Source organism: Idiomarina loihiensis, assembly GCF_024584785.1.
GTDB classification, from domain to species: Bacteria; Pseudomonadota; Gammaproteobacteria; order Enterobacterales; family Alteromonadaceae; genus Pseudidiomarina; species Pseudidiomarina fusca.
In genome coordinates this window covers 2495567-2517206 of record NZ_CP074112.1, presented here as the reverse complement: position 1 = coordinate 2517206, position 21640 = coordinate 2495567, and the positions used below count along the sequence as shown (strand labels likewise).

The 21640-nt window shown below is 47.0% G+C and carries 20 protein-coding genes; 8 read left to right on the top strand and 12 right to left on the bottom strand.

All coding sequences use genetic code 11. From position 1 onward, the window contains the following. Positions 1 to 4: 4 nt before the first annotated feature. Complete coding sequence (locus KGF88_RS12090) at positions 5 to 556, top strand: gamma carbonic anhydrase family protein (protein WP_110076796.1); 552 nt, start codon at positions 5 to 7, stop codon at positions 554 to 556. Here KGF88_RS12090 and KGF88_RS12085 read toward each other — a convergent pair. From KGF88_RS12085 to KGF88_RS12075, 3 genes are read right to left on the bottom strand one after another with little or no spacing between them, the layout of a single operon-like run. Continuing rightward, a complete protein-coding gene (locus tag KGF88_RS12085) occupies positions 553 to 3660 on the bottom strand; it encodes an error-prone DNA polymerase (RefSeq protein ID WP_153827187.1) in 3108 nt (1035 codons plus the stop codon). The two genes, KGF88_RS12090 and KGF88_RS12085, sit on opposite strands and share 4 nt — an antisense overlap. Next, a complete protein-coding gene (locus KGF88_RS12080) occupies positions 3644 to 5080 on the bottom strand; it encodes a Y-family DNA polymerase (RefSeq protein ID WP_153827186.1) in 1437 nt (478 codons plus the stop codon). The genes KGF88_RS12085 and KGF88_RS12080 overlap by 17 nt, the downstream gene beginning before the upstream one ends. Before the next feature lie 7 nt (positions 5081 to 5087). Then, positions 5088 to 5816, bottom strand: coding sequence for a hypothetical protein (locus KGF88_RS12075; RefSeq protein WP_153827185.1), 729 nt, complete (start codon positions 5814 to 5816; stop codon positions 5088 to 5090). A gap of 117 nt (positions 5817 to 5933) precedes the next feature. Here KGF88_RS12075 and KGF88_RS12070 point away from each other — a divergent pair, with 117 nt between their 5' ends. Beyond that, positions 5934 to 6845, top strand: a complete 912-nt coding sequence (locus tag KGF88_RS12070; RefSeq protein ID WP_153827184.1) for an acyltransferase — start codon at positions 5934 to 5936, stop codon at positions 6843 to 6845. Positions 6846 to 6850: 5 nt separating this feature from the next. On the opposite strand, the gene KGF88_RS12065 is transcribed toward KGF88_RS12070, so the two are convergent. The 5 genes from KGF88_RS12065 to KGF88_RS12045 all read right to left on the bottom strand — a co-directional run bounded on the left by KGF88_RS12065 (position 6851) and on the right by KGF88_RS12045 (position 11401). Beyond that, complete coding sequence (locus KGF88_RS12065; protein WP_110076801.1) at positions 6851 to 7459, bottom strand: thiol:disulfide interchange protein DsbA/DsbL; 609 nt, start codon at positions 7457 to 7459, stop codon at positions 6851 to 6853. A gap of 33 nt (positions 7460 to 7492) precedes the next feature. Further along, positions 7493 to 8533, bottom strand: coding sequence for a serine/threonine protein kinase (locus tag KGF88_RS12060; RefSeq protein WP_228759574.1), 1041 nt, complete (start codon positions 8531 to 8533; stop codon positions 7493 to 7495). Next, complete coding sequence (gene ccoG, locus KGF88_RS12055) at positions 8493 to 9926, bottom strand: cytochrome c oxidase accessory protein CcoG (protein WP_110076803.1); 1434 nt, start codon at positions 9924 to 9926, stop codon at positions 8493 to 8495. Before ccoG ends, KGF88_RS12060 begins: the two co-directional genes overlap by 41 nt. 316 nt (positions 9927 to 10242) lie before the next feature. After that, positions 10243 to 10770 carry a carboxymuconolactone decarboxylase family protein gene (locus KGF88_RS12050; protein WP_153827183.1) on the bottom strand — a complete coding sequence of 176 codons (528 nt, stop codon included), beginning with the start codon at positions 10768 to 10770 and terminating at the stop codon, positions 10243 to 10245. A gap of 79 nt (positions 10771 to 10849) precedes the next feature. Continuing rightward, positions 10850 to 11401 carry a peroxiredoxin gene (locus KGF88_RS12045; RefSeq protein WP_153827182.1) on the bottom strand — a complete coding sequence of 184 codons (552 nt, stop codon included), beginning with the start codon at positions 11399 to 11401 and terminating at the stop codon, positions 10850 to 10852. A 186-nt stretch (positions 11402 to 11587) separates the two neighbouring features. On the opposite strand from KGF88_RS12045, the gene KGF88_RS12040 reads away from it, so the two are divergent. Next, complete coding sequence (locus KGF88_RS12040; RefSeq protein WP_153827181.1) at positions 11588 to 12502, top strand: hydrogen peroxide-inducible genes activator; 915 nt, start codon at positions 11588 to 11590, stop codon at positions 12500 to 12502. A 28-nt stretch (positions 12503 to 12530) separates the two neighbouring features. Here KGF88_RS12040 and KGF88_RS12035 read toward each other — a convergent pair whose 3' ends face one another. After that, entirely contained in the window at positions 12531 to 12956 is a 426-nt protein-coding gene (locus KGF88_RS12035; protein ID WP_194928204.1) for a hypothetical protein, read from the bottom strand. Between the two features lie 266 nt (positions 12957 to 13222). On the opposite strand from KGF88_RS12035, the gene KGF88_RS12030 reads away from it, so the two are divergent. Both KGF88_RS12030 and KGF88_RS12025 read left to right on the top strand, forming a co-directional pair. Beyond that, entirely contained in the window at positions 13223 to 14359 is a 1137-nt protein-coding gene (locus tag KGF88_RS12030; RefSeq protein ID WP_153827180.1) for a PQQ-dependent sugar dehydrogenase, read from the top strand. A 3-nt stretch (positions 14360 to 14362) separates the two neighbouring features. Continuing rightward, positions 14363 to 16351: a TonB-dependent receptor family protein gene (locus KGF88_RS12025; RefSeq protein WP_153827179.1), complete on the top strand. Its 1989-nt coding sequence runs from the start codon at positions 14363 to 14365 to the stop codon at positions 16349 to 16351. A 91-nt stretch (positions 16352 to 16442) separates the two neighbouring features. Here the strand turns inward: KGF88_RS12025 and KGF88_RS12020 are convergent, their stop codons facing one another. After that, positions 16443 to 17123 carry a type 1 glutamine amidotransferase domain-containing protein gene (locus KGF88_RS12020; protein WP_082388970.1) on the bottom strand — a complete coding sequence of 227 codons (681 nt, stop codon included), beginning with the start codon at positions 17121 to 17123 and terminating at the stop codon, positions 16443 to 16445. A 77-nt stretch (positions 17124 to 17200) separates the two neighbouring features. On the opposite strand from KGF88_RS12020, the gene KGF88_RS12015 reads away from it, so the two are divergent. The 3 genes from KGF88_RS12015 to KGF88_RS12005 all read left to right on the top strand — a co-directional run bounded on the left by KGF88_RS12015 (position 17201) and on the right by KGF88_RS12005 (position 19989). After that, on the top strand, positions 17201 to 17707 hold the full coding sequence (locus tag KGF88_RS12015) for a PH domain-containing protein (protein WP_153827178.1): 507 nt from the start codon (positions 17201 to 17203) through the stop codon (positions 17705 to 17707). Continuing rightward, entirely contained in the window at positions 17700 to 19205 is a 1506-nt protein-coding gene (locus tag KGF88_RS12010) for a PH domain-containing protein (protein WP_153827177.1), read from the top strand. The genes KGF88_RS12015 and KGF88_RS12010 overlap by 8 nt, the downstream gene beginning before the upstream one ends. 202 nt (positions 19206 to 19407) lie before the next feature. Continuing rightward, positions 19408 to 19989, top strand: a complete 582-nt coding sequence (locus KGF88_RS12005) for a gamma-glutamylcyclotransferase (protein ID WP_153827176.1) — start codon at positions 19408 to 19410, stop codon at positions 19987 to 19989. Here KGF88_RS12005 and KGF88_RS12000 read toward each other — a convergent pair whose 3' ends face one another. Together KGF88_RS12000 and KGF88_RS11995 are read right to left on the bottom strand one after the other, a co-directional pair. After that, complete coding sequence (locus KGF88_RS12000; protein ID WP_153827175.1) at positions 19990 to 20466, bottom strand: hotdog fold domain-containing protein; 477 nt, start codon at positions 20464 to 20466, stop codon at positions 19990 to 19992. Positions 20467 to 20527: 61 nt separating this feature from the next. Continuing rightward, complete coding sequence (locus tag KGF88_RS11995; protein ID WP_153827174.1) at positions 20528 to 21640, bottom strand: ABC transporter permease; 1113 nt, start codon at positions 21638 to 21640, stop codon at positions 20528 to 20530.

Sequence of the window (21640 nt, the reverse complement as noted above, 5' to 3'; positions counted from 1 at the left end):
ACTCATGAGCGGAGATATTCGTAGTTATCGTGGTATTGAGCCACAATTAGGTGAACATGTTTATGTCGATCAAAGCGCCGTTATTGTGGGCGACGTACAGCTAGGTGAACATAGTAGTGTATGGCCCTTAGTTGCTATTCGTGGTGATGTGAACTTCGTCCGAATTGGTGCGCGTACCAATGTTCAGGATAACTCGGTGCTTCATGTTAGTAGAATTAGTGAAGGCAACCCGGATGGGCATCCGTTATTAATCGGAGATGACGTTACAGTAGGACATCATGTGATGTTGCATGGCTGTAGCATAGGTAATCGCGTCTTAATTGGGATGTCGGCGGTGATCATGGATGGTGCGGTAGTAGAAGATGACGTGATTATTGGGGCCGGCAGCTTGGTTCCACCAGGTAAAACGCTCAAGAGTGGCTACTTATATGTAGGCAGCCCGGTAAAAGAGGCCCGTCCTCTATCTCAGGCAGAACGAAACTTTTTACCGCAGTCTGCAAATAACTATGTGCAATTAAAAGAAGATTATCTGCTTCATGTGCAACAAATAAGTTAATGGAAGTCTCGTGAGCGATTAGCCTGCATTCCAAGACGGGCTAATTGCTCAGAGCTATCAATAAGTTCACCCGCTATGATATGTATGACTTCTCCTTCTCGCTCTAAGATGCCTTTTACTGTTAATAGCTGACTGGTAAGAAATGCTTTGCGATAGGCTTTCGCAACTCGCGCCCAGATAACCACGTTCGCCATACCGGTTTCATCTTCCAACGTAATAAAAGTAACCCCACCGGCACTACCTGGACGCTGTCGACAAGTCACTAACCCCGTGACCGTAACCAGTTGCTTATGGCGACAAAGCTGCAACGATTGCGCCGACTTACTATGGCGCAGCCAACCTTGCTCACGAAGTAGAGCTAGTGGATGACGCCGTAAAGACACCCCTGTTGTTTGGTAATCACCCGCAATATCGGCAAATTCGCTTGGTTTGGGTAAATAATCAGGTGTTGCTTCGGCAGTCTGCTGGTGCGCAAACAAGGGCAGTTGCTCGGCTTGGTGGGCCAAACTCTGCCATTGGCTCTGGTAACGATTACCGGCTAGGCTGCCCAGCACATCTGCAGCAGCGAGACGTTGTAAAGTGGTCGCAGATAAGCCTAGGTCTCGCAACTGTTGTAAGTTACGAAAACCACTGCGCGGACGCTGCTCAATCAGTTGCTTGATTTCGTCAGCAGCTAACCCTTTCACTAATCGTAATCCCAGTTGTAAGCCATAACCTTGCTGTAAAGGAACGAGCTGGTGATGCCAGTGGCTCTGTTGAATATTAGCAGGCAGTACTACCAACTGATGGCGACGAGCATCTTGAATTAGTTGATCGGCCGAATAGAACCCCATAGGCAGACTATTTAAAAGCGCACAATAAAAGGTTAGGGGATAATGATACTTTAACCAAGCCGACGCATAAGCTAGGTTAGCAAAACTGGCTGAGTGAGATTCTGGAAAGCCATATTCACCAAACCCACAAATCTGGGCAAAAATACGTTGCGCAAACTCGTCACTATAACCGCGCGCCAGCATGCCACGAATAAGCTTATGTTCGAACTGCTGCAATTCGCCGTTACTTTTCCAGTTCGCCATAGCGCGACGTAGCTGATCGGCCTCACCGCCACTAAAGCCAGCGGCAACCATGGCGAGTTTAATCACCTGCTCCTGAAAAATAGGCACCCCTAGCGTACGAGCTAAAACCTGCTTAACTGCAGCGCTGGGATAAGTTACTGCCTCTTGCCCGGCTCGACGGCGTAAATAAGGATGGACCATATCACCCTGAATAGGCCCGGGCCGTACAATCGCAATCTGCACCACTAAATCATAAAAACAATGGGGCTTTAAACGCGGCAACATATTCATTTGTGCGCGTGATTCTATTTGAAACACTCCTACAGAATCGGCCTGTTGCAACATTTTGAATACCTGCTGGTCGGCAGGGGGAATATTCGCAAGATGGTAATCTTGATGATAATGCTCGCGTACCAACTTAAACATTTTTTGTAGAGCACTGAGCATACCTAATGCCAAGATATCTACTTTTATGAGCCGTAGCGCTTCGATATCGTCTTTATCCCATTGAATAACCGTACGCTCTGGCATGCTCGCATTTTCGACGGGGACCAATTGATTGAGGTTAGTCGCAGCAATAACAAAACCACCGACATGCTGCGATAAGTGCCTTGGAAAACCTTTAATGGCTTCCGTCAAGGTTAATAGCCAACGGCCTCGTTGGGTTTCTAAGAGCCCAGGTACCTTGGCCGATAATTGTTGCTGCCAATCACATTCTGTATCACGCTTATCTATTTGTTGTAGATAGTGGCGTAATTCTTGCTCCGGATAGCCTAACGCTTTACCGACGTCACGCAGGGCACTGCGCAAACGATAGCGAATCACGGTTGCAGCTAACGCGGCCCGATGCCGACCATACTTACGATAAATGTATTGAATGACTTCTTCACGGCGCTGGTGTTCAAAATCAACATCAATATCTGGTGGCTCGTCTCGTTCTGCCGAAATAAAGCGCTCAAAGAGTACATCTATTTGATCCGGGTTTACCGCAGTGATCTGCAGGCAATAACAAACAACAGAGTTTGCCGCAGAGCCACGGCCTTGATACAAAATGTCTTGCTGCTGAGCAAATTGCACAATGTCGTGAATGGTTAAAAAGAAATACTCATACTTAAGCTGAGCAATAAGCTGCAATTCTTTCTCTAATTTTGCCTTAACGTCTGCTTTTAATCCTTGAGGAAAACGCTGTGCTGCCCCAGCATAGGTTAACTGACGCAAGTACTCTGTCGCGTTCATTCCTGCGGGCACCAGTTCAGCCGGATATTGGTACTGCAATTCACTTAAACAAAAGTGACATTGTTTTGCCACCTCTGCTGCTGTTGCTAACCATTCGGCTGGATAGCATTGCTGCAACTCTGCGGCGGTTCGTAGTCCATAATCTTGATTCGATTTTATTTGTGCTAAACAACAATCTAACGGCTGCTGTTCATGTATCGCGACTAAAACATCGGCCAAGGGTTGGCGGCTTGCCTGATGATAAGTAACCTGACATGCGGCTGCGACCTTGATCCCGGTGTTTTGTTGCAACGACTGATACAAACTATATTGTTCTGCATCATCCGCTTGGTAATGGCGCCCGTAGGCTAACCACAGCCGCTGGCCAAACAAACCACGTAAACGCTGGGCTAGCGCTAGAAGTGCAGGGGTCAGCCCTAATGATGTAAGCGGCCGCCACAGTATCTCGCAGTCACTCAGACGCTGTTTAAAGTCATCTAACTGCAATAAATAAGAACCTTTTTTACAACGACTACGGGCTAGCGTGATGAGCTCACACAACTGCGCGTAACCCTGCTTATTTCGTACCAAAACAATCAAAGTACCCACGTCATCAAGCCGAAACTCACTTCCTACCAATAACTGAATAGGGTACTCACGAGCCGCCACATAAGCGCGCACAATTCCCGCTAATGAACATTCGTCCGTGATGGCGATGGCTTGATAACCCAATTGGTAAGCCTGCTCAATTAATTCATGCGGATGCGAGGCTCCACGTAAGAAGCTGTAATTACTTAAACAATGCAGCGCGACAGGCTTAACTGAACCAACCATGTAAATACCACCCTTGCTGATCTTTGAACAACCATGCTTGGCGCTGGTTTTTGTCCACCCCAATAAAGTAATCACGCTGTACCGGCTCGGATAGCCACCAGCCCGTAGCTAAATGCTCCGGTCCCCAATGCAGATCCCAATCTTGTACTTGAATCGGCTGTGGCTCAGGCAGTAACCACAACGGTCGCTTAACTCGCAACGAACTGTGCTGACCAGCGGCTTGCACTGCTTGCGCTCGTTGCCAAGCTTGTAATTGCCCTCGTTGCTCTGGTAGCCAGTGCTGATGCAAGGTTATCCGATGCACTTTGTCGGTACCTAAACGAGCCTGCAATAAACTCACCAGGCTATCTATGTTTGTTTCGGATTGCTTAGTTTCGGTTAAGAGTGCTTGGTTACTAGCAACTCTGGGCTCGGTTTGCTGGATCACGACTGTTAGCCCCAATACCGGCTGAACCAATTGCTGGCGTTCTAAATGAAGCTGGCTTAGCTGAAGTAGATCTTGTTGTTGCCAGACCGGATGCGCAAACGCCACTCGGACCTGAGTTGGTTGGCCATGACGATGATGGGCCTTGATTAGCAGCATCCGAGTACTTTGTTGATGCCCCTGTAAAAAAGCTTCCGCTTGTTGCAACAGCCGTTTTAATGGGAATAACAACTGCGGCCAACTAGGAATTTCTGTTAGTAAATCTAGGTACTGCTGAAACGATAGCGGTGGCTGATAGTAGTGTTGTGGTGATGGCAATTCACCTTGTAACTCCGCCATATATAACACGAGCGCCTTGCCGAACCGGCGACCTAACTCAGCTCTAGGTACCTGCATGAGCTGGCCAAGCCTTTGCATGCCTACTTCTTGCAAGCGCTGCTGCTGACTTGGTGTGAAGCCACAGGCAGTAATAGGTAACTCCGCTAAAGCCTGCTGAATAACCGCAGGGTTTTCATTTATCACTCCTTGCTGCGCCTGCGCTAATAGACGAGCACTTAACGGACTATAGCCACAACTTAACTGATAGCGTAGTGGCCATTGTTGTAGCCGCTGCTGTAAATAGCTAATCAGGTTTGGATACCCCCCATGCAGGCGTACCAAACTAGCTACCTCACACAACAACCCTTGGGGTGGTACTAACACCAACTGAGCAACGTCTTGATAAACTAATTGCGCTAATTGCTGTAACACGCGTTGTTCTTGTTGTTGGTGATAATCCCGTATCTGTAAATGGGTGACTAAAGTGCTGGCTAGCACTTCAGCCATCTGTAACCGAACGCCTTGCTGTAAAGCCGCCGCTGTGGCTTGATGAACAAGCCGTTGCCCCTGCTGACTAGTCACCAAAATCTGTGGTGCGTCTGTCAACTCAGGTGGTTGCAGCGCTAATTGATAATCTAATAATAGGTGCGGAAAGTGCACATACACCCACTTATTCATACATCACCTAAGCTGTTAGTCTTCGGCCTGAGCGTTGACGCCACCTAGGTAGATAATCGGGGATAGCACATTCTAAATCGGCTAGCGGCCAACCGGAGCGGCGCTTGCGTAAAGCAAACTGCAATATGGGGACATAACTTACTGAGGTAGAACGCTCGTTACTGGCGTGAAGGTGGGTTGGCGCTGCCACCGATTTAACCTTAACCCCATGTAACTGCACCCTAGTAACATAAGAACGTGCTTCTGTAGTGCTGCTGGTGGTAAGAATAAACACTAGGTTTTGTGCCGCTTCAGCTGCGGCTTGTAGCCGCCTTACTTGTACCGCCGTTAATTCATCACACCAAGCCAAAACAAGCCCCACCGCTGGATGCTTAATCGCTTGCTCTAACGCCCAAACCGCTAATTTTGCATCAGCTTCTTGAATCACCAACTGGTTACGTAAATCTAACTGCTGATAGTCTAATCCTGCCGCATAAGGTAATGCTGGCGGATTAAGCCACACCGTCGTGCTCTCCTGTTGCTTGATCAACGGTAAGAGCAAGGCTAGCTCGCCGGAAAACCTCTGACTGAGCTGCAATTCGTTCACACTCCCGACCGGCCAGCCTCCTGCTAAATACTGATTTAGCTCGCGCCAGCCACTCGCAACGACTTGTTGTTGTTGCTGCTCGGGCATTGCCTGGCCTTGCCAAAGCAAGCCTCTGCGAAGCAATTCTTCAACAGCTGCAGATGTTGCCATAAATCACCTCGAATACTGTACATATATACAGTATAATTTAGGCTATATTTGTTCTTCTGGCAAGCGCTTTACTTTTGCGTATCATAGACGCATTAAAAATAATAATTGGGATACCTTATGCTGACTGTTTTGCTGCTGCCTTTTCGGCTCGTTCTTAACTTCACCTTCGCACTTATTACAACAGCCTTAATTGGTCTAGCTATTATCATTATTGGCTTACCCAAGTTATTGCTACCTATTCCCGTAGTTCAGCGCAGTATCTCAGTAGCAGCTAATGCATTATTTAGGGTCTGGGGTTATGCCATGTCCGCACTGTTTCGGCTCACCCAACCTATGCGTTGGCATATCGAAGGCGATAGCCTACTACACCGTGATAGGTGGTACATGATTATCGCCAATCATCGTAGCTGGGTTGATATTCTGGTGTTGATGCATTTAGCCTGTCGCAATATGCCCATGCCACGGTTTTTTCTAAAACAGCAACTCTTTTGGGTACCCGTCGTCGGATTAGGCTGCTGGACGCTAGATATGCCTTTTATGAAACGCTACTCTCGCGAGCAAGTTGCTAAAAATCCTAAATTAAAAGGCAAGGACATTGAAACCACACAGCGTAAGTGTGAAAAATTTCGGCATATTCCTACTACCGTGATTAACTTTTGTGAAGGCACTCGTTTCACTGCCGATAAGCATGCACGCAAGCACAGCCCTTATCAGCACTTATTACCACCCAAAGCTGGTGGTACTGCCTTTACACTACAAATTATGGGGCAGCAGTTTGATGCGATTTTAGATATCACCATCGTTTATCCAAACGACAAGCGCCCGGCAGTATGGGAGCTGCTTACCGGGCAATTACGTGATGTTTATGTACACGTTGAGACATTACCGGTAACTGATGATTTAATTGGGGATTATTTTCAAGACGAGGCGTATAAAACGCATTTTCAAGAATGGTTAAATCAGCGCTGGCAACACAAAGATAAAATTATTGACGGCATTCGCCAGCGCCTGGCGAAGCCGTCAAAGTGATTGATTTAACGCTGCTCTAATAAGTAACCAACGGCTTTAACAAAATCACCAACAAAGTCGTTGCTGTCTCTGAAACCTTCAGTTTTTAAACGATACTTACCATTCACGATAAACGTTGGGGTAGCGTTTACCTGAAGGTTTTGCGCATCGCGGTCCATTTTATTCGCCATACCACGTACAGAGAAACTGTTCATCGCTTTATCTAAATCGCTTGCAGAAATACCATTGGCTTCAAATATGGCATGCAAATCTTCTTTTGAACCAATCATTTTACGCTGGGCAAAGTTACGCGAGAAAATCGCTTTGCTAATTTCTTTCTCTTTATTGAACTGACGCGCAACAATGTAGGCACGCGACATATCTAAGCCCATGCCTTGATAATTAATAAAAGATACATGAGATTTTTTAAATTGCTCTGGGTAAGCTTCGGCTAAAGCCTCTGCCACACCTTCAAAACGATAACAATGCACACAGTAGAAAGAGAAGAACTCATGAACCTGTGGGGTATCTGTTGCCTGTTCAGCAATCACTTCATAATGTACATCTTGTTCAAACTGCTGTGCAGCAGCTGGTAACATGAACAATGCCAATACGGCAAACATTAACTTCTTCATGGGTAAACATCCTAACTTGTTCTAAAGATTAAATTATCGATTAAAGTTTGGTTCTAAATCAATCGGCTCTTCTTGCACTGCAGCAAATTGTTCTTTTAAGGTCAGAATTTGCTGCTCCCAATATCGCTGTTCAGCAAACCACGGAAACGCTCGTCGAAATGCTTCGTCATTCCAGCGTCGAGCTAACCACGCCATGTAATGTATGATGCGAAAACTGCGTAAGGGTTCAATCAATTGCGTTTGATTTTTGTCAAACTCACAGAACTCTTCGTAACCATCCACTAAGGCTTGCAGTTGCAAGGTACGCTCGTAGCGGTCGTCGCCCGCTAACATCATCCACAAATCTTGCACGGCCACACCGGAGCGCGCATCATCAAAATCAACAAAGGTTAACTGCTCGTCACGCAGCAACATATTGCCTAAATGGCAATCACCATGCAATCGTTGGGTGGTAAAAGAATCCCATTTAACTGTACGCAAATAGTCCACGAGGGGTTCGATAATAGCCCAAAATGCGGGTTGTAAATTACGTGGGAGTAATTCTGTGGCTTGCAGTGTGGTCATAGAGTCGGTGACAAACTCTTGAAAACTAAGAGTAGGCCGATGCTGGAACTGACCTTGCTGCGCCACCGCATGCAGGCGTCCTATTTGTCGACCGATACGCTCTAGCTGGCCAAGATCTCCTGGCTCTACAGCTCGCCCACCGACACTCGGAAACACTGCAAATCGATAACCTTGATAGGTATGCAAGGTTTGCCCTGCGAGAACCAGCGGCGCCACTGCTGGCACTTCAGCTGCGGCTAGTTCAGCACAAAATGCATGCTCTTCTAAAATTTGTGCATCGCTCCAACGGGCTGGACGATAAAACTTGGCTACATAACGCTGATTGTCATCAGCAAGGTATTGATAGACTCGATTTTCATAACTATTAAGTGCCAATAAACCAGATTGCGGATTAACGCCAACTTGCGCTAATCCGTTTGCAATTACATCTGGGTTAAGCCCTGTAAAGCTAAAGTCTTGCTGACCATCATCAATCATATAAGAAGGTTGCAACGTGGCGTTGTACCACATCTCCTTGTTTGTTCTGCACCACAAAGTTTATTTCAACTCTAGCTTGTGGCGCATTACCGCGAGGAGGTAAGTCAGCAGGATCTATGGCTAAGGTTAACGGCACCGTAGCTACATCACCGCCACCAATAGATAGCTCCGTTTGTCCCATGAGTTTGGCATTATCGTAACCCTCTACGGTAATCACAAAGTCATCAGCTAACTGGGATTTGTTCAGAACTTTCAGCGTAAATACGTTTTGTACCCAACCATCCATGTTATAGGTGTAGAGCTGATTACGATCGCGAATCACGTTAACTTCTAGCGGTACTCGGGTCGCAATATCCCAGACCAACAAGCCAGACATCACCAGCATCACTAAAAAGTAACCGACGCTTTTGAAACGTAGTTTGTGAGTTCTACCGCCTTGCAGATTGCGCTCGGTAGTAAACCTAATCAAGCCGCGCGGATAATTCATTTTATCCATGACATCGTTACAGGCATCGACACAGGCACCGCAGTTTATGCATTCGTACTGTAAGCCATTACGAATATCAATTCCGGTTGGACAAACCTGAACGCACATATAGCAATCAATACAGTCGCCTAACCCCAGCTCTTTAGGGTCTTTTTTACGTGACCGGCCACCACGTGGTTCGCCGCGATTGGTATCGTAAGACACAGTAACCGTATCTTTATCAAACATGGCTGACTGAAAACGTGCATATGGACACATGTGCGTGCACATGATTTCGCGCATCCAACCTGCGTTACCGTAGGTACAAAAAGCGAAAAAGATCACGCTGAAGGTGGCCCAAAAACCCGCGTCAAAAGTCCAAAAACTAGTAAATAACGAGCGAATATCGGTAAAGTATCCGACAAAAATCATCGCCGTCAGCAAGGCGACTATCACCCAAGATACGTGCTTTGCTGTTTTGCGCCATAGCTTGTCAAAATCCCAAGGCCGCTTATCTAAACTCATCCGCTGATTGCGTGAGCCCTCAAATTTCTTTTCAAACCACATAAAGATAAAAGTCCAGGTGGTTTGTGGGCACATAAAGCCACACCACACCCGACCATAAAGCGTTGTCACAAAGAAGAGTGCGAAAGCTGAAACAATCGCTATCCAAGCCAAAATGGTTAAATCTTGCGGCCACAAGGTTAAGCCAAAAATACGAAAGCGCTGTTCAGCGATATCAAGTAAGACGGCTTGCTCACCGTTCCATTGCAGCCAAGGAATTAGGGCAAACATAGCTAATAAGATAAAACCAAAGCCACGGCGAAACCATTCCAGGGTGCCTTTCACGTCACGCACATAAATACGATTACGCGGAGAATAATCATTACTGCGCTTATTTGGATCGGGCCGCTCAATTTTCACTTGATTTGCAGCCAACACTTTAACTTTTTGTTCCATAACCGTACGACGCCCTCAGCTAGTGGCCTAATTCCTCAGCGATTATACGCCTATTGACTCATTTTGCACGGCTTCAGCCCATACTTTAGCTAGATAAAAAATAACCCGAATGATTAGTTCTATTATTCTTTGATCTGAATCAATAATGCCAAATACAGTCTAGCGGCCAGCGCAATAAACCACCAATAATCCTTGAATTACGGACAAAAAAAACCCGGCTTGGGGGCCGGGTATAAAGAGAACAACCAGATCTCAGGGAAGTTGCAGGCACTATAAAGAGTGCATGTGACGAGAATATGACATCAGACGAACAAACTTAGGCAATGCGTTTAGCCGTTGCTGCCGCGTTCAGAACCGCCGCCATTTTGATCGAGTTCTGAATCGCTTGCGCTGAAATATTGTGCTTTAACAATACGCCAACGTGCGAGTCAATACACATACCACAACCGTTTAAGGCTGATACAGCTAATGAGTACAACTCAAAATCAGCTTTATCGACGCCAGGGTTAGCCATACCATTCATGCGCAAGCCAGCCGGCATTTTGGCGAATTGCTTATCGCTGCATAAATGTAAAAAGCGATAATAGATGTTATTCATCGCCATCAGGGTTGCCGCAAGTTTCGCTGCGCCATCCACGTTATCTTCAACTTTGCCTTCTGCTTCAGTTTTAACCGCAGCGATAAGCTCTTCATCACCGATAGCATAAACTAAAGATAAAGCAGTTCCGTAAAACTGGGTCGCGGTCATACCCGAAGTATCCACATTGCCGAAAATATTCGACAAGTTCAGTTTGGTATCTTTACCGTGCTCGCCCAAGCCTTGTTTGTAATCTGCAATGCTCATAAAAATTCCTCCGCTTAAAAACGGTGCCGCTTAAAGCGGCACCTAGAACGTCACTCAATGTGGGGAAAGTAACGTTGTCTTACAGGGTGTCACCGCCAACAGCACGGTTACATGGACACAATTCGTCGGTTTGCAAACCGTCTAAAATACGTAGTACTTCTGTTGGGTTACGACCAACGTTCAAGTTGTTCACTGATACGTGCTGAATGACACCGTGTGGGTCAACTACGAAAGTTGCACGTAAAGCTACGTTTTCTACTTGGTCACGAACGCCTAAACCATCTACTAAAGACTTAACGCCGTTGTCTGCAAATGACCACTGGTTCAAGCTCTTAAGATCTGGGTGTTCACGACGCCATGCTAATTTCACGAATTCGTTGTCAGTGCTACCACCAAGAACCACTGCATCACGGTCAGCAAACTCTTCGTTTAATTTTGCGAACTCAACGATTTCAGTTGGGCACACAAACGTGAAATCTTTTGGATAGAAGAAAATGATTTTCCATTTACCTTCAAAGCTGCTGTTATTAATGGTTTCGAATGCGCTAACGCCATTTTCTTCTGGCATGTTGAAACCAGGTTTAACACCAACCACTTCAAATTCTGGTAATTTATCGCCTACTGTTAACATACATGTCTCCTTGTCAGACTGAGTTAAATAAAGTTATTAACTTTTCACGAGGCTGCTTGCCTCAGCTCGGAGACTATAATAGGCGGTTAACTAAATTTGTTAAAACGAATAAAACGGATTATCATAATCGAAAATACTAATTGAACTATTCCGCAATACTTTCTAGTCAGAAAAGGTAAGAGTGATATGAGTAAGTTGCCCAGCTTAAAAAATCTAAGTTACCTGTTAGCGCTACATGAACATCAGAACTTTAATCGCGCCGCACAAGCCTGCAATGTCAGCCAGTCCACTTTAAGTAGTGGTATTCAGAATTTAGAAGAACAACTAGGCTGCCAACTCATAGAGCGCGACCACAAATCATTTCTGTTTACCGGAATGGGGGAAGAGGTCGTTAAACAAGCTCGAAACATCCTCACCTCAACCGAAGAGTTGTTATATTTTGCGCAAAGCCAAGGCAAAACCATGGAAGGCCCACTAAGATTGGGCTGTATTCCAACCATTGCCCCCTTCTTGCTGGGTGATTTAACCAAGAAGCTGCAGCGTGAATACCCTAATTTACAGTTGAACATTCGTGAAGATACCACGAGCAGCTTACTCAACTTGCTGCGCAATGGTGAATTAGACGTGTTGGTGCTAGCTTTGCCATTTGATGTTCAGGGTAATCAAAGTTATTTGCTTGGTCGTGACCCATTTAAATTAGTCATGCACAAATCGCTGGCTGAAAATTTACAAGAGCCGGTGCAATATAATCGTTTACCTGACAACTCCATATTCTTGTTAGAAAAAGAGCATTGTTTAACCGGTCATGCGGTGGCAGCGTGTGAGTTAGCCGATTCAAGCAAAATTAATCCGTTTACCGCGACCAGCTTGCACAGTTTGGTGCAAATGGCCGACGCTGGTTTAGGCGCCACTTTCATACCGCAAATGGCTATCGATAGAGGGATTTTGAATGGTACGGACTTAGTAGCGCTTACCCCAGTCGGACAGCAAGCTTCTCGTGATATAGGCCTCATTTATCGACCTACCACAAACCGGCGGCAGACGTTTCGGCGCTTAGCCGAGTGTATTGCGAGCTTATTACCAGAGCCGCTACTTAACTAACGGCCCTGGCTGGCTAACGGTAGCTAAGTTACGGAGCTACCGTTAGTTCATTTAGACGCATATGGATAGCAGCTTGCGTAGCGGCTTTCTCAGACCGAATTTGCGCTTGCGATAAATCAACAGGTTGCCCTACTTCTGCTGAAATTAACTGTTGTAACTGATCGGCAGTTAAATCTTTTCCCGCATGAACAATACGCACATCATCCTCACCGCTAGCAGCAGCTGAATTTGGCAAATAAATAGTACCGTTCGAGAAATCCACGGCAAAAGCTATTACGCCCGGGACTAAGAAAAACAATAGCCCGATACCATTTAACGCCGCCACGCCAGCGTCAATTTGACCGCTAACTTGGCCTTTGCGTTCCGGATAAAGAATGGTTCCACAGGCACTTAAGTGTAAGGTTGCAGCAATTAGAGCCGCGGCTTTAACCGTTTTGCTTTTTAATAGATTCATTATTTTCTCCTTGGTGCTTTTATCCAATATCCGATACTCTGACAAACCTGTATTAGTTTAGCTGGTCGCCAACAAATGTGTTATCTAAGCTATGTAGCAACTAGTAACTGGATAAATGACGACGCTATTCTTTTGTAGTTAATTTTGTAGTTAATGTTCTTTACCGTACTCTTTACAAAGTATAGCTAACTCAAAGCAATCCAAATTTGGCTTTAAACGATATTTACATTGAGACCAAAAATTTATTATTCAACAAGGAGCACCCTATGTTTCGCACATTGCTCGCCGTAACCATCGCTGGCGCACTAGTCGTAACCAGTACCGCTAGCCATGCAGAATCCGTTGCTACCGAACGCCATCAAGTAGAAATAACCAGTCTCACTAACTCCTTAGCAAACCCTTGGGGTATGGCTTTTTTACCAAGTGGTGACTTGCTAGTTACCGAAAAGGGCGGCCAACTGCGACGAGTAAACCTCGATGGGATCGTCAGTAAGCCTTTAGCTGGGGTTCCTGAAGTTGTTGCTCGTAGCCAAGGTGGCCTGCTCGATGTTGCGATCGATCCCAACTTTAACAGCAACAACTGGGTGTATCTAAGTTACTCTGAAGCCGACCCCGATGGGGGCGAGGGTAATAGCACGGCGGTAGCCCGCGGCAAGCTTGGTGATAATGGTTTAACCCAAGTTGAAGTTATTTTTAGAGGTGCGCCAAAATACAAAAGCGGTGCGCATTTTGGCTCGCGCTTAGTCTTTGCTCCTGATGGACATTTATTTATCACTCTGGGCGACCGCTATTCCGCTATGGCCGATGCACAAACCTTGGATAATCATCATGGTAAAGTGGTTCGCATCAAGCCCGATGGCTCAGTCCCTAGCGATAACCCTTTCGTTGACCAAGCCCATGCTCTGCCTGAAATTTGGTCTTATGGTCACCGCAATGTTCAAGGTGCCGCCTTTCATCCCGAAACAGGTGAATTGTGGACGGCGGAACATGGCCCCAAAGGTGGTGACGAAATCAACATCCCCCAGCCGGGCAAAAACTATGGCTGGCCAGAGGCCACCTATGGTGTTGATTACGATGGTAGCATCATCAGCGATAAGACCCATGTAGCTGGTACTGAGCAGCCACACTATTACTGGGTGCCGTCCATTGCCGTGTCTAATATGATTTTTTATACCGGCGACCAATTCCCAGCATGGAAGAACGATCTGCTCGTGGCTGCATTGAAAGGCTCACAAGTGGCTCGACTTGACCTGCACGGCAATCGTGTCATGCACGAAGAAACCTTATTTGAAGATGCCATTGAGCAGCGTATACGAGACATTGAACAAGGTCCGGATGGCTATATTTATTTGCTTACCGATGATCGTAATGGTCAGTTAATCCAAATCAAACCAGCGAAGTAATTCATGTTTGTAAGTGGTTACTTACTACCTTTGATAACGCTAGCTTCGGCTAGCGTTACTGTAGATGAAGTTATTGTCGTTAATCCAGCCGCTCCGCAAAGTGCGCAACAGACAGCCGCTGCCACCTCTAATCTAGAGGTTACACAGCAACTATCTGGCTTGCGAGTGGATGCGGCGGAGCTATTACAAGGCCTAGCCGGAGTCCAAGCTGATTCACGTGGCAACTACGCTCAAGATTCGCGGATTACCTTACGCGGTTTTGGTGCGCGCTCAGCTTTTGGAGTGCGTGGGGTGGTGCTGCAGCTTGACGGGATTCCGCTAAGTATGCCCGATGGCCAAGCACAAACCTCCAGCATTCTGCTCGATGAGCCTGCTAATGTGCAGGTTTTGCGGGGCCCCCTTGCCACTATTTATGGTAATAGTGCCGGTGGTATCATCCAGTGGTTTAGTACGCGTCCAGAGTCTTCATCTGTCAGTCTTGCCGCCTCTGGCGCAGCAAATAATACGCAACGCCAAGTAGTTACCGGTGAATGGGTTAACGACACTAACGCATTAAAACTCGTGGGTGCTAGATTTCGCACCGATGGCCCTCGCGCGCACAATAAAGCAGAGCGCGACCAGTATGCTTTACGTTGGTATCACAACCTCACCGACAGTATCGAATTGATTGTTCGTGCGGATGACAATAATGCGCCGCTACTACAAGACCCTGGCTCACTTACCCCAAGCGCGTGGCAGCAAGATCCTCAACAAACCTTTGCCGGTGCCGAGCGTTTTAATACGCGCAAACGGATTCATCATCAACAGCTATCGGTAACTCTGCGTAGCCAAGCTGGCTGGAATGTAAGTACCTGGCGGGGCTGGCGGAGTATTGAGCAATATTTGCCATTTCCTGGCGATGATATACGCGGATCGGGTGCTGTCATCGATTTGCGTCGGGATTTTACCGGCTTAGATGCTAGCTATGATTATCAATGGCAGCTGGCGCAACCGGTTACCACAACGTTGGGTTTGCATGTAGCAGAGCAAAACGATCGTCGTTTTGGCTATGAGAACAACTTTGGCGAGCGCGGAGAATTACGCCGCAATGAACTGGGTGAAGTGACTCAGCAAGGCCTCTACAGCTTAACTCGCTGGCAACCTCAACCTGAGCTCACCCTGCAAGCTGGCTTACGCTACAGTGACATGAGCTTTCGTGTGAATGATTACTTTATCGTGGCTGGCAATCCCGATGATAGTGGCGAGCAACAGCAACATGCATGGAGTTGGAACTTAGGCGCCAGCTATCAACTGAGCGACCAGTTAGATGTGTTTATTGCCCGTGGTCGTGGGTTTGAGACGGCTACGCTAACTGAGTTAGCTTACAGCAATAATGAAACCGGTTTAAATACTCAGTTAGGCCCAGCTTTTAATCAGCAATGGGAACTTGGCTTGAAGTGGCAAAGCCAAAGCTTACGTTTGCAGCTAACCGGGTTTGTGATTGATACCACTGATGAAATCGTAGTTGACCAAAGTATCGATGGGCGCACCACTTATACCAACGCCGGTTTAACCGAGCGTGAAGGGGTCGAGTTAGAAAGTTATTGGGCGCTAACCGACGCTTTATCTTGGCGCTCTGCATTAACTTGGCTAAGTGCAAATTATGCCAATGGTGCGCGCCTACCCGGAGTCGCCGAACGACAATTGTTTAGTCAATGGAACTGGCAGCTCAATCCGTACCAGCAAATAAGCCTAGTCACCGAATACCGTGGCGATATTGCCGCAACCGATACCAACGATGTGATTGCCCCAAGTCATACCCTTTGGCACTTAGGTTGGCAGGCTCAGTGGGCATGGCAGCAGTGGCAACTTGAGCCTTGGCTTAAAGTGCATAACCTCACTAACCGCACTTATGTGGGCTCGGTCGTAGTTAATCAAGGTAATGGTCGAGCCTTTGAACCAGGTACCGAGCGCGAGCTACAGTTAGGCATCAATCTGACTCACCGTTGGTAAGCCAACCTTGCGGTTGGCTTTTTTTGTTACAAATTTGCAGTTTTAATTTCTACTCAATCTGTCACTCTTGCACCACTTAGCAAGACAGGTTTTAGTGCTTTAGCTGCTGCAATAGAGCTCGTGCAACTGCCGCTGAGCTAGCAGGGTTTTGCCCGGTAATAAGGTTACCATCAACCACTGCCAGTGGCTTCCAGTCGTCTACTTTTTGATAGTGCGCGCCCAGCTCTTGTAGCTTGTCTTCTAATAAGAAGGGAACAACGTCGGTTAAGCCCACTGCAGCTTCTTCGCTGTTAGTAAAAGCACTCACCTTGCGGCCGGCTACGAGCGGCTTTCCGGCTGGAGTTTTGGCATGAACAAGAACAGCAGGGGCATGACATACCGCTGCTACTGGCTTATCCTGCTCCCAGAATTGTTGAATCAGGCCAATGGATAGCGGATCTTCGCTTAAATCCCATAACGGACCATGGCCACCGGGGTAAAAGATAGCATCAAAACCATCGGCTGTTACTTGACTAAGTTGAAGCGTATTAGCGAGTTGCTCCAGAGCTGCTTCATCTTCAAACAAGCGTACAGTCTCATTGGTTTGAGCTGCAGCTTGCTGACTATTAGGATCGATCGGAGGTTGGCCTCCGTTGGGGCTAGCTAGCACAACCTCAGCGCCAGCGTCTTTAAAAGCATAGTAGGGGGCGGCAAACTCTTCTGCCCAAAAGCCAGTTTTGTGGCCACTGTCACCTAGTTGTTCGTGTGACGTTAGTACCATTAGAATTTTCATGCCGAACTCCGGTTTTCATTGAATGTAATATAGGTATGGGTGTTACCTATTACTTTTTCAAGTAAGGAATGGATTAGATGAGTATTACTTGGCAGCCGGTTGAGCCGGCCTATAAAACCAGTTTACAAATAGCTGTCATACTAGATATGGGCTTACTCGCCATTGTTGGCGCAGTTTTTTATCTATGGGTCCCTAATACCTCATGGCTGCCCAATGCGCTATGGCTGGCGATTCCTTGGGCTGTCATCACACTTTTTTTGGGGCTTTTTTGGAGCTCTCGACGCTTTCAGTTTACCGCTTACGCGCGTACAGATGCATCCATGTATCTACGCCGCGGCGCCTTGTGGCGTTTAACTCGGGCGGTGCCGCTTAATCGCATACAGCATGTTGAAGTGCGACAAGGACTGATTGAGCGCACGTTGGGCTTAGCACATTTAACCTTATATACGGCCGGTAGCGGTGGTGCCGATCTGAGTATTCCCGGGCTCAAACTAGCCACAGCAGAAGCTATGAAAGCCGCTTTGGTTGATGCCATTGCAACCGAATCTAGCCCAGTAGCCACGGAAACTGAAGAGCATGTCTGAGCAGTCAACCCAGCCACAACTTAAGTGGCAGCGCACACCATGGTTAACCCTTGGCTTTTTTATCGCCAAAGAAATTAAGTTGTTCATCAAGAACTTTACGAATTTTCTGCCTGCGCTAGCAGTTATCTTTGTCACCGACAGTGCTTGGGTGCCTTACGCACTCGGTGGTAGTTATTTGGTTTATATTTTTATCAGCGCCTTGCTCAATCATCGTTTCTTTTTATTTGCGCTAAGCAATGATGCGGTGCATTTACGAACCGGCGTCCTTGGTAAAAAAAGCCTAACCTTGAAATATGAGCGCATTCAACAAGCCGAACTCGAACAAACTTGGTACTTTCGCCCCTTTAACCTCACCATTTTAAAAGTCGATAGCGCCGGCTCTGCGGGCAAAGAAGTAGAGATCCCTGGTTTACCCATGCAGCAAGCACAGCAGTTGCGGCAGCTCATGCTGGCTACCGCGCCCGCTGTAGAATCCGAGCCTGGCGCCACCACCGAGGCGACACAAGCTGCAACGGCAGAAGAACCTCAATGGCAAACTCAGTTCAATTTAGCTGAAATCATTAAAGCCGGCGTCATCGACAATAAAATCTTTGTGCTACTGGCGCTGTTAAGTTATCCACTGTCGCAAACCGATTGGCTACAAGAGCAAATGGTGCCCTGGCTAGAAGCAAATATCGGATTTATTGAAAGTAGCCTGTGGTTAAATGTCGGGTTAGTGCTTGCGGTGTTAAGCCTATTGTTTGTGCTTGCCATAGCGGTAACCGTTATCACTTATTATGATCTAGCTGTCAGCATTAATGGAGACCGTTATCAGGCTCGTAGTGGCCTTTTTAGTATCCGTACTGTGAGTTTCAGGTATCCCAAACTACAACGAGTGCAGATCAAGCAAAATATACGCGCGCGCCTACTCAAACGCTTTCGCGTACGGGTAAGTCAGTTACAACCGGCCATGGCACAGCATACCGCTGGGTCGAGTGCCTTTATTCTGCCGGTCGTTAACCCCGAACTCTTACATGAACTTAGGCAGCAGCTAAACCTCACCAATGCCAATCAAGTTCATTGGCAATCCATCAGTGCTTTAGCGTTATTAAGCCCTACCTTTTGGGTTGCTTGGTTAGCCCCTATAACCTGTTTGATCGGATATTTTGCGATCGAACTGAGCCTCACAAGCAGCTTCTTAATTGCCGTCTTACTATGGGGATTAATGCAAACCTATGTGGTATTTCGCTGGCGTAATTATGGCTTCAGTTATGACAGCACTTGGTTAGCCGTCAAGCACGGCGTGCTGGGACGGACCGAAAACTGGTATCCCTATTATAAAATTCAGCAACTGGATGTGTACCAGTCGCCTTGGTTAAGAATGCTTGGGTTTGCGCACATCATTGTGCACACTGCTGCGGGTGCTGAAGTTATCAAGTATCAGTCGCTGGCGTCGGCATTACAGCTACAACAGCAATGGATACAGCAAGTAGGACAAAATCAGCAGCGTTGGATGTAAGCCGCCGTTCTACGCAACTATAGGGTGGTACTTTGCTGCAGTTTTTGTTGCCAACTGGCAAGCGGCTCAGGGTAACCAAAGAGGTAACCTTGGAATTTGCGACAGCCTAAGCTGCGAAAATACGCACCACAGGCGCCGCCGCAATGCTGGAAAAATTATAAACGAGTTAGTTAACGCTCATCACTTGGTAAACGATTCGCCCATGTCACATAACACTGTTGCAATAAATCAGGCCCAGCAACCGCTCGATCATCTCGATTCAGTTTGGCTGTTCGGCTATGGCTCACTTATTTATAAAGCTGACTTTAGCTATTTGCAACGACGCCCAGCGCGCATCCATGGCTGGCAGCGGCGGTTTTGGCAAGGCTCTCACGACCATCGAGGCACTCCAACAGCTCCAGGCCGAGTTGCTACGCTAATTCAAGCCGACAATGCCCATTGTAGTGGTATGGCGTACCAAGTTACGCCAGCAGTTTTTGAGCATTTAGACCATCGTGAAAAAAATGGCTACTTACGCTTCTTCACTGAATTTGAATGGTTAGACGGTAGCGGCACGGTAAACGGATTAGTCTATGTTGCAGGGCCTGATAATGACGCTTATTTAGGCCCCGCTAGTGAGCAGGAAATAGCTCGGCATATTGCACAGTCAGCAGGGCCTAGTGGCCCCAATGACGAATATTTACTGTTATTGGCACAAGCCTTGCGAGATCTTGATGACCATGACTCTCATGTGTTTGCGATTGAGCGCGAATTACTCGCACTGCGACAGCGTCATTCTACTTAGTTATGATGACTTCTGTGGTGGTTTTTCAGAAATATAAATGGTGATGGTACCTTCTATCACTACCTGACCATCAGCTCGCAACCCGCGTACACAAATAGCACTATCGCCCGCTTGCCAACTAGCAGCAGAGCATTCGGCAATAATGCGGATATCACTATCGGCTTTGGCGGTATATTGCACCGTCATGCCTTTAGGAATCCACCTTAGGTGTTTGGGTATAGAGGCTTCAGCTAGTGCCCCCATTGCCATTTCTAGACCATTACACAAAGCAATTGCATGCACAGTACCAATGTGGTTTTGCACTGCCTTACGTTTTTTGAACCTTAACTCACAATAATTAGGTTTGAGCTCGGTGATGGTTGGTTTTATGGTGGCAAAGTAAGGTGCTTTGCGCGCAAACATCCGCGAGAAAATCGTGCGACCAAAAGGGTACTTTAGACACTGATGGTATAGTTTCAGTAAATAGTTATCAGACATGCGCAGGTTCCGTTCTTGTTACATTTATTCTTATCAGGGTACGACGAGCTAACTGTTGTCATTACGCCATACTTGCCAGCGCCTTTCTAAAGCGGGCTAGAGCGATCATAAAGAAGGCTAATCCTATCACAATGAGGGCCACTAATTGCGGCCAAATATGAGCAAACCCAGCCCCACGAAATAAAATAGCTTGGCCTAATTCAATAAAATGGGTGGTTGGCGCCGCACTCATGATCCAGCTAATCACTTGCGGCATACTCTCGCGCGGGGTCATGCCACCAGAAAGGATCTGCATCGGTAAAATAACTAGAATCAGCAACAACCCAAACTGCGGCATAGTACGCGCAAACGAGGCCAGGAAGATACCTAGTGAGGTTGTAGCAAACAAATGAAAAGCCATAGCGATAATAAACCAGCTGACTGAACCCGCTAGTGGTATCTGTAACGCTCCTTCAACCACCACGAGTAGCGATAAACTAGCCGCCACCAACACAATCAATGCCATTGACCAAACTTTGGCAGCCATGATCTCGAACGGAGTAATCGGCATCACTAGCAAATGCTCAACGGTTCCATGTTCGCGTTCACGTAAGAGCGCAGCTCCGGTCAGAATAATCGACAACATGGTGATCTGAGATATCACCTCATTGATGGCAGAAAACCAACTGCGATTGAGTTCCGGGTTAAATCGCGAACGCATGCTTAACTGCACTGGAACTTGAGTATCCGTTTGTGCAAAGTCTTGCAGTTCTTGTTGAATCATGGCCTGAATGTAGCCGTTACCGGTAAAAGCTTGGCTCATTCGAGTGGCATCTACTAAGACTTGAAGAGCCGGTTGGTTACCCGCTAAGACATCACGCTGAAAGCCACTAGGTATGTGCACGATGAAGGTAAAACGTCCTTCGTCCATGAGCCGATCGGCTTGGTGACTATCAACCGCCTCTGGTGGCATGAAATAGGGTTCATCAAACACCTGGACAATGCGGCTAGAAAGCTGTGATCGATCATCATCTATCACACCAATCGGCGTATTGTGTAGTGTTTCTGGCATAGCTGAAGCTGCGGTATAAACCGATAAGGTAAAGGCCATGACAATAATCAGCAATAAAATGGGATCTCTGGCTATGGCGCGTAATTCTTTCAATCCCAAATGCAGGATATTCTTCATTTGCAT

Coding starts and splice junctions, on each gene's coding strand:
- KGF88_RS12090 (WP_110076796.1), top strand. CDS start 5: ATGAGCGGAGATATTCGTAGTTATCGTGGTATTGAGCCACAATTAGGT.
- KGF88_RS12085 (WP_153827187.1), bottom strand. CDS start 3,660: ATGGTTGGTTCAGTTAAGCCTGTCGCGCTGCATTGTTTAAGTAATTAC.
- KGF88_RS12080 (WP_153827186.1), bottom strand. CDS start 5,080: ATGAATAAGTGGGTGTATGTGCACTTTCCGCACCTATTATTAGATTAT.
- KGF88_RS12075 (WP_153827185.1), bottom strand. CDS start 5,816: ATGGCAACATCTGCAGCTGTTGAAGAATTGCTTCGCAGAGGCTTGCTT.
- KGF88_RS12070 (WP_153827184.1), top strand. CDS start 5,934: ATGCTGACTGTTTTGCTGCTGCCTTTTCGGCTCGTTCTTAACTTCACC.
- KGF88_RS12065 (WP_110076801.1), bottom strand. CDS start 7,459: ATGAAGAAGTTAATGTTTGCCGTATTGGCATTGTTCATGTTACCAGCT.
- KGF88_RS12060 (WP_228759574.1), bottom strand. CDS start 8,533: ATGTGGTACAACGCCACGTTGCAACCTTCTTATATGATTGATGATGGT.
- ccoG (WP_110076803.1), bottom strand. CDS start 9,926: ATGGAACAAAAAGTTAAAGTGTTGGCTGCAAATCAAGTGAAAATTGAG.
- KGF88_RS12050 (WP_153827183.1), bottom strand. CDS start 10,770: ATGAGCATTGCAGATTACAAACAAGGCTTGGGCGAGCACGGTAAAGAT.
- KGF88_RS12045 (WP_153827182.1), bottom strand. CDS start 11,401: ATGTTAACAGTAGGCGATAAATTACCAGAATTTGAAGTGGTTGGTGTT.
- KGF88_RS12040 (WP_153827181.1), top strand. CDS start 11,588: ATGAGTAAGTTGCCCAGCTTAAAAAATCTAAGTTACCTGTTAGCGCTA.
- KGF88_RS12035 (WP_194928204.1), bottom strand. CDS start 12,956: ATGAATCTATTAAAAAGCAAAACGGTTAAAGCCGCGGCTCTAATTGCT.
- KGF88_RS12030 (WP_153827180.1), top strand. CDS start 13,223: ATGTTTCGCACATTGCTCGCCGTAACCATCGCTGGCGCACTAGTCGTA.
- KGF88_RS12025 (WP_153827179.1), top strand. CDS start 14,363: ATGTTTGTAAGTGGTTACTTACTACCTTTGATAACGCTAGCTTCGGCT.
- KGF88_RS12020 (WP_082388970.1), bottom strand. CDS start 17,123: ATGAAAATTCTAATGGTACTAACGTCACACGAACAACTAGGTGACAGT.
- KGF88_RS12015 (WP_153827178.1), top strand. CDS start 17,201: ATGAGTATTACTTGGCAGCCGGTTGAGCCGGCCTATAAAACCAGTTTA.
- KGF88_RS12010 (WP_153827177.1), top strand. CDS start 17,700: ATGTCTGAGCAGTCAACCCAGCCACAACTTAAGTGGCAGCGCACACCA.
- KGF88_RS12005 (WP_153827176.1), top strand. CDS start 19,408: ATGTCACATAACACTGTTGCAATAAATCAGGCCCAGCAACCGCTCGAT.
- KGF88_RS12000 (WP_153827175.1), bottom strand. CDS start 20,466: ATGTCTGATAACTATTTACTGAAACTATACCATCAGTGTCTAAAGTAC.
- KGF88_RS11995 (WP_153827174.1), bottom strand. CDS start 21,640: ATGCAAATGAAGAATATCCTGCATTTGGGATTGAAAGAATTACGCGCC.